The organism is Propionivibrio sp. (assembly GCF_049316945.1).
In the GTDB taxonomy this organism is placed as follows: domain Bacteria; phylum Pseudomonadota; class Gammaproteobacteria; order Burkholderiales; family Rhodocyclaceae; genus Propionivibrio.
Window position 1 is genome coordinate 1 of the sequence record NZ_JBMOJE010000194.1, and the last position, 6,606, is coordinate 6,606.

The window sequence follows — 6,606 nt, forward strand, 5'->3', positions numbered from 1 at the left end:
GCTGGCACCATTAGGCCGCGATTCGGTGGCTCCAATGGGGCGAGATTTGTCAGCTCAAGGCGCCGTTGGCCGCCACCAGCAAACTATCAGCACTTTTCCATCCTGCGGCTACCGGTTCGAGCAAGCCGGCATAGAGTTGATAACCAACGTCGAGATTAAATTTCGGCAATTGCGTGGCAATATCCACATCGCCCGGATCAAGCGCCTTGCGCAGCGTCGTCACCATGCTGCTGACCTGATCGCGGGTTAGGGGTACGACGGCAAAAGATACCTCTCCTGTGCTGCGCATAGCCCAGACATAGGAGCCGGAGGTGGCGGTAAAAATGTTGAGCAGAGCTTCATTGGGGCGCAAGACGGCGCGGGCTTCGGCCAGACTCGGCGGTTGGGGGCGAATCAGGTTGGCATAGGCCGGAAAGCGCTTGGCAATATCGGCTTCCAGTGCCTTTTGTTCTTTTCGGCTGGTTTCAATGCGCCGCTGCATGTCGGCCATGACCTTGGGTAGCTGTTGTTCTTGCGGGGCCGTCATCAGGTCACGCAGAATTCGGTAGAGCGCCGATATTTCTTGTTGCAGGTCTTGCTCCTTGCGGATTTCCGCGCCGATCAGTGGGTCACTCGCTGCGGCACGTACGGCTGAAGCAACCACCGCTTGTTGCGTACTTTGGCCGCGCAGCAGGTCGGCAATGCGGAAGGCTTCGTTGGAGGCATTGAGCCCTATCGCTTTCTCTAACGGGGTGGCATGGATATCCCCCAGCAGGCGCATATAGGCCTCAAGCAAGGCCGTCGTGGTTTGTACTTTGAGCGGCGAGGTTTCGTCGCCCTGCGTGAGTGCGTCGGCCATCACTACCGCTTGGGCGCTGCGAAATTCCTTGATGGCAGCCTCACGCTGACCAGAGCGTGCCAAGGCCATGCCACGTGCTGCTTGCAGCGTCGCGGTATCGGCGTGATTAGCGCCAAGCCATCGCCGGTTCTTTTCGATAAGACCATCAAGCATGGCGATGGCGGCAGTGGTATCACCGGTTTCAATCAGGGCCAGCGCCCAGTACAGATTGCCACTGACGAGTTTGGACTGGAATGCCGGCAGGGTGGAAAAAGCCTCTTTCATGCCCTTGAATTCGGCCAAGGCTTCCGCGTAGCGGCGTTGGGCCACCAACGATACCCCGAGGTCGGAACGCAGGTCATAGATGTTGGTAGAATCTTCGGGCGTGCCAACATGACGGAAGATGTCGAGACCTGCGCGCGCCAGTTGCTCGGCTTCAGCATAGCGGCCTTGACCGATAAGAATCCGAACGTAAGGGGTGATGAGTGTGCCGGTGTAGTAGGAATAGCGGCCAAAGGTCTTAATGCCATCAAGCAATGCGCCGCGTGCAAGGAGTTCGGCTTCGGTGAGGCGAACTTGGGCAGCAACGACTGCTGCGAGACGCGACTGATGTCTAAGAGGCATGAATTTCTTGAAGCCTGCAGGATGCCGGGTGCTGCCATCCTTTAGCACGTCCGCCATCTCGATATCTGCCAGTGCCTTGGGCATCAGTTCAGACGCATGGCGCAGAAGAGCTTCGGCCTCAGGCCACTTCCCTCGGGCAGCCATCGCGGCGGCCTTATATCCATCGAGGTTGAAGAGCCAAGTGTTTCGGTTATTGGCTGCCGTTTTGGTCTTACTGAGGCCGATTCGGTATTCGTTCTCCGCGTTTTCTAGCATACGGGAGGCTTGTTCCAGATCGCCAAACCGGGTGTAAATTTCAGCTAAATTGGCGTAGGCATTCAGGCGCTTGCCGGGATGGGTTCCAGCAGGAAGTTGGTCGAGCAACTGTTTCCACAGTTCCATGACCTGAAGTAAATTGCCTGCCATGGATTCGGCTTGAGCCAATAGCATAAGGTCCTCGCCGTAATCCCACTCCCCCCCGTGTTCTACGACTTTACGCATCGCCAATACATTCTCCCGCGCAGCGCCGACTTCCTTGGCGGCAACGGCTTTCTCCTTGTAGAAGCGCGCCAAATCCTTTGCGTTTTTTGTGTCGGGAATTGGCTTGTCGAGAATCCGGCGAACTTCGGCGACTTTGTTCGGGTCCGGCTTGTATTGATCCAGTAGCGCTGTGATGTCACCAATGGTGCGCGGCACTATTTTGGAACCGGCCTCGTTGGCGAGAACGCCAGAAGAAGAGAGCAGAAATGCCAGAGGCAACATCAACGACCATACCCTACCTACCGATAATATGTTCATTTTCGTGACCAATCTGGCACTCAGGCCGGTTAGGGTGATGTGACGAAAAAGTTCAAAGAACGACCGATCTGAGTGACACGAAATGTGAGCTTTCCTAACGCACGCACAGAATCGTTGCCTTACGATATTAACTGACCTCGCAGACTTGCTATTTTATTGACTTCGAATGACCGGTTTTGGCCGGCAGTGTTTATCCAAAGCAATTATTCATCGAAACTCCTGCGAATGGCAGGTTTCTTAAAACAGCTACTCGTGCTGCTGTTAATGGTTGTGCGATGCCTACCCTGACCGTGAGGACTGAAAAGATACAACACAATGCCGGTGGGTAGGCGTTGCACAAGCCTTAACAAGTGTGTGAATTCGTCGGAACAGGAAGCTGACGTTCGTCACGATTTGGTGCCGAACGACAGGAAACCGACGCTTTGCTGACCGACACGGTCGGGTTCTGGAATTCGGCAAAGGCCGAGGAGCGGGCTGACAGCCAACAAGGTCGAACGGCCGGTATCTGATGAGTTACCCGCCGTTGATGCACATCGATTTTCGGAGGCTTCTACGGCGGCTTGTGGCCGATTGCCGCCGGCCAGTTTTGCCAAAAGCCCCAAGCCAACGGCATTGTGCGCTGCAATGAAAATTACCAATCAAAATCCTGGCTTCTGGTCTGGTCAAGAGATATCTGAACAGGTGATCAACTCAGTGCGATTTAGCCGCGATCACGAGTGAAGAAAACCTTTCCCCGCAGATCCAAGATGAGGTGACTGTTGGCCATCTTGAGGCACTAGGTGTTTTATGCACAAATTGACGCTGAAATACGTGCTTTTTCCTGAAAAACCGCCGTTCTGATCATAAAAGGCCCACCAATCCCCGCAAAGCCTGATTTAAATGCCCTGATGCGCTTATTTATCATCCACTCCGCCGGTATCCGGCCTGACCCGGTGCTGCTCGGTTGCCCGGTGTTGCTTATCGCGTGCCGTTTGCAGGTAAATTTCCGTGGTGGTCAGGCTCGAATGCCGCAAGTGATCCCGGCAGACGAGCGGGTCGATGCCGCCCGAAAGCATATGGCTGGCGCAGGTGTGCCGCAGCCAGTGAGTCGATGCTTTTTGCAAAACCTGGGCGATCGCCGGGTCAATCATCGCTCCTGCGGCGGCTTGAAAGAGCGTTTTGGTGATGTGATGCACCGCGCGACCTGTCAAGCATTTGGCGGGGTCCCCGGGCTGCCACTTAAACGCTTTGATGATCCCCATCAACAACGGGACATCCTCACCAAATTCTGGCCAGCTCGACATCCCCACGCTCACCCGGTACTGCCGAAGCGGAGCCACCGCGTCGGCCGGCATCGGGACGTTTTGCGTTTTCCCTTTACCGGTGACGCGGAGCCACAGCTGGCCGTTAAGGGTCAGGATGTCCGTGGTTCGCGCGGCCGCCATTTCCGACTGGCGAAGGCCCAGCAGGTAGAGCATTTCGATCAGGAATTTATTGCGCTGGTAGGTCTTTTCGGCGCGCTCGGAGTCCCGGGGTTGCGCTTCCAGCCACGCCAGAAATGCCGACCACACGGCATGGTCGAAAAATCGCTCGATACCCTGTGACTGGGGTTGCCGGATGCGGGTTCTGGCGGCCTTGAAGACGTTAGCCTGGAGGTAGCCGACAGCCACCAGGTGCTCAAACAAGCCGAACAAAATGACCATGCTCTGCCGTGCCGCAGGCGTACCCAAGGGATTTACAAAAGGACGCCACTCGGGGTTCGCTTCTCCGCTGGTCAAGGTGCGCACGTGTCGGCGAAGGCTGCCGGTGGCCGCACTGCTGCACCACATTTCGCGGGGTTGCGGGTCCTGGAGCCAGGTTCGAAAGGCGGCCACGTCCTCCACGGCAAGCGCGTAGAGAGTCAAAGCGCGCCAGTCGCACCAGAGAAGCAGGCGATCGGCTTCTTTCTGGTAGGCGAGAAAGGTGTGATGGCTCTGGGCATATTTGGCCAACCAGACGGCGCAAGCGTCGCGGTCGCTGGTCGCTCGGGTTAATACGCCGGGTGAGCGCTGGGGAAGATCAGGATCGACCGTGAGAACCAGGTCCTGCGAAAGGGCAGGGGGGATCATTTGGACCGCCGGCCCGTTTTAGGCACCCAGCCCGGGTTAGCCACCAGGGATTTTGCTCGGGCAAAGCCGGCGGTTCGGCACAGGTCGGGCCTCAAGTCGCCACGGATGAATGGGGCGCTCAGCGCGACCAAGTCGGGCGGCGTATTCAATCCTTCAAGACACAGATCAGCCCAGCCATCCTCGACCGACCGCCGGCGCGCTTTCGATTCGTCCGGGGATAGTGCCTGTTTCCGGTGCCAGTGGTGCATCCGTGGATCGGCGGGATTTCCGGTGGTCGTCATCGAGTCTCCTTTTTGTTGCGGTTGCAGGTCGCCGCTTTGCGCTGTCCATTACCTTTTGAAAGTGCTAACCGGCCGCCTTCTTCACCCCCTTCGGAACATCGCCTCGTGCGTTATGGCCCGGCGGAAACGTCGGTTTTTCGGCCGCAGCGGCGAATTCGGTCAGGAGGATGGGTTTCTCGCCCATTTGCCGCCGCTTTGTCGTAATTATTGCCATCGGACGCCCCTCCTAATCAATTTTACGCCCGGCGAATCCTCGTCACGCCTCCCGCCGCCGATTGGCGGCTCCCGCGAAACCCAGTAACGGCAAGGGTCCAGCGGCTTCAAATTAAGTGGCGCGTTTTGCCGGTTCGCCAAAAACGCCTGCCTTTCAAAGTTTGCACAGTATACCGATTATTTGAAAGGATGGCAATGCAGCGTTATATAACCCGCGTTATACGTTCGTATCGTGACGGTTTGTGCTATGCTCCGTCGGTCGATTAAATTCATGGAACCTGCGAAATGACCGCAGAAGTTAAACACCTGGGGATCGCCCGCATCGTCGATCAATTGCGGGAAATTGCCGACGACCGAACCCCGCCCGCGCTGGACCGCAGGAACCTACGCGCCGCGATCTGCTGCTTGGTGGGCGACTTGGCGGGAGCGGCACAAGCGATCGCGGCAAGCCAAATGCTCCCGGAGCGGCGGGACGCGGCGGGACCGGGGGAACTGGACTGAGATGGCCAAGTCATCGGAAGTCTCACCCGAAGCCGTTGCGACGGCGTGTGTCGAACTCTGGGCCGCAGGTGAATCGACCAGTTTTAACAATGTTTATGACAAAATTGGTCGCCTGGGCAGCGCGGCGATCGTCCAACGGTATATTGCCCAATGGCGCAAGGATTCGGCGGAACGCCTATCGGCGAAACGCACCCTGCCCGACTTGCCGACCGATCTGGTGACGGCTTCTGACGAACTGCTCGGCAAAACCTGGGCCCTGGCGTTGGGCCAGGCCGAAGCGGCGTACTCGGAGGCCCATCGACGTCTCGCCGGGGTGCGTGCGGAAATTGAAGCGGCTCTGGAACTGGCCAACCAAAAGACCGCTCAGGCCGAATTTGAGTCCTTGCGGCTGGCCGGCGACATCCAGGGCTTGCAGGCCCAACTCGACGCCAAAAATGATTTACTTCAGGACGCCTTGAAGAATCTCGGTGAGTCCTCCGTCGCCCTGGCCACCCGTGAAGATCAGATCGTCGGTCTGCGGGAAGACCTGGCTCGGGCGTTAACAACCATCGCGTCGGACCGGGACCGGTACGCGGCGGATCTGGCATCCACTCGAGATCACCACGTGCAGGAACTGGCCACTGAGCGCCAACGTGGCGACGAAAAACTGGCGGATGCGCAGGCTAAATATCAAGCCGAGTTAGACCGCGTTCAAGCCATGGCGCAGGGCGATCGGCTGCATTTGATGGCGCAAACCGATGAAATACGCTTGGCGGCGCGAATCAAAGCCGATGAGCTCAAAGAACAACTCGAGAACGCCAAAGCGTATGCCGAAGGATATCGGCGGGAAGCCTATGCGGCGCGGGATGAAGCCTCCTCCTGGCGCGGTAAATCTGAAGTAATGCAAGAAACTATTGCCGTAGAACGCGCTCGAGCCGAAGCCGCAGAACGGGTGCTGCAAAGCCGGCAATCGCCGGAGTACCCAGTTGTCCAACCTGCGGAGAGTGGAGAGGCGCTTGGATAGCGTCATTCTGAACAAATCAATTTTCACCTGGATGGTTAAATTTTCCCAACACACCTCAATTCGCCTCGTTATCATCTCGCGTAGCTTGATCCCAAGCACCTGGAGCCGATCTCACGACTGTGCGCGACAAACTGCGACATGCTTCCATATCAACCACCTCGACCTACCTTAACACTGACAGGACCAAGCGGGCACGTCAAATGAGAGAAAGATTTTGGGTCGACAAACGTCTGATTTGAGTGATCGCGGTTAGGCGGCGTAAATAAATAAACGTATCATATGACGTGTTGAGGTGGTATTCTT

7 protein-coding genes are annotated in these 6,606 nt (G+C 57.1%); 2 read left to right on the plus strand and 5 right to left on the minus strand.

The window, feature by feature from the left end; translation table 11 throughout:
- Positions 1 to 49: 49 nt before the first annotated feature.
- From ACOYNV_RS24840 to ACOYNV_RS24860, 5 genes are all read right to left on the minus strand, one after another.
- Positions 50 to 2,182, minus strand: a complete 2,133-nt coding sequence (locus tag ACOYNV_RS24840; protein WP_422902493.1) for a hypothetical protein — start codon at positions 2,180 to 2,182, stop codon at positions 50 to 52.
- Positions 2,183 to 2,604: 422 nt separating this feature from the next.
- Entirely contained in the window at positions 2,605 to 2,856 is a 252-nt protein-coding gene (locus ACOYNV_RS24845) for a hypothetical protein (protein ID WP_422902494.1), read from the minus strand.
- Positions 2,857 to 3,111: 255 nt separating this feature from the next.
- Positions 3,112 to 4,305 carry a tyrosine-type recombinase/integrase gene (locus tag ACOYNV_RS24850; protein WP_422902495.1) on the minus strand — a complete coding sequence of 398 codons (1,194 nt, stop codon included), beginning with the start codon at positions 4,303 to 4,305 and terminating at the stop codon, positions 3,112 to 3,114.
- A complete protein-coding gene (locus ACOYNV_RS24855) occupies positions 4,302 to 4,586 on the minus strand; it encodes a hypothetical protein (protein ID WP_422902496.1) in 285 nt (94 codons plus the stop codon). Before ACOYNV_RS24855 ends, ACOYNV_RS24850 begins: the two co-directional genes overlap by 4 nt.
- A 64-nt stretch (positions 4,587 to 4,650) precedes the next feature.
- Entirely contained in the window at positions 4,651 to 4,800 is a 150-nt protein-coding gene (locus ACOYNV_RS24860; RefSeq protein WP_422902497.1) for a hypothetical protein, read from the minus strand.
- A 284-nt stretch (positions 4,801 to 5,084) separates the two neighbouring features.
- On the opposite strand from ACOYNV_RS24860, the gene ACOYNV_RS24865 reads away from it, so the two are divergent.
- Entirely contained in the window at positions 5,085 to 5,300 is a 216-nt protein-coding gene (locus ACOYNV_RS24865; RefSeq protein ID WP_422902498.1) for a hypothetical protein, read from the plus strand.
- Position 5,301: 1 nt separating this feature from the next.
- On the plus strand, positions 5,302 to 6,303 hold the full coding sequence (locus tag ACOYNV_RS24870) for a DNA-binding protein (RefSeq protein ID WP_422902499.1): 1,002 nt from the start codon (positions 5,302 to 5,304) through the stop codon (positions 6,301 to 6,303).
- Positions 6,304 to 6,606 lie beyond the last annotated feature (303 nt).

Excerpts from the sequence above, each read along its gene's own strand:
- ACOYNV_RS24840 (WP_422902493.1), bottom strand. The coding sequence starts at position 2,182 with ATGTTGCCTCTGGCATTTCTGCTCTCTTCTTCTGGCGTTCTCGCCAAC.
- ACOYNV_RS24850 (WP_422902495.1), bottom strand. The coding sequence starts at position 4,305 with ATGATCCCCCCTGCCCTTTCGCAGGACCTGGTTCTCACGGTCGATCCT.
- ACOYNV_RS24855 (WP_422902496.1), bottom strand. The coding sequence starts at position 4,586 with ATGACGACCACCGGAAATCCCGCCGATCCACGGATGCACCACTGGCAC.
- ACOYNV_RS24860 (WP_422902497.1), bottom strand. The coding sequence starts at position 4,800 with ATGGCAATAATTACGACAAAGCGGCGGCAAATGGGCGAGAAACCCATC.
- ACOYNV_RS24865 (WP_422902498.1), top strand. The coding sequence starts at position 5,085 with ATGACCGCAGAAGTTAAACACCTGGGGATCGCCCGCATCGTCGATCAA.
- ACOYNV_RS24870 (WP_422902499.1), top strand. The coding sequence starts at position 5,302 with ATGGCCAAGTCATCGGAAGTCTCACCCGAAGCCGTTGCGACGGCGTGT.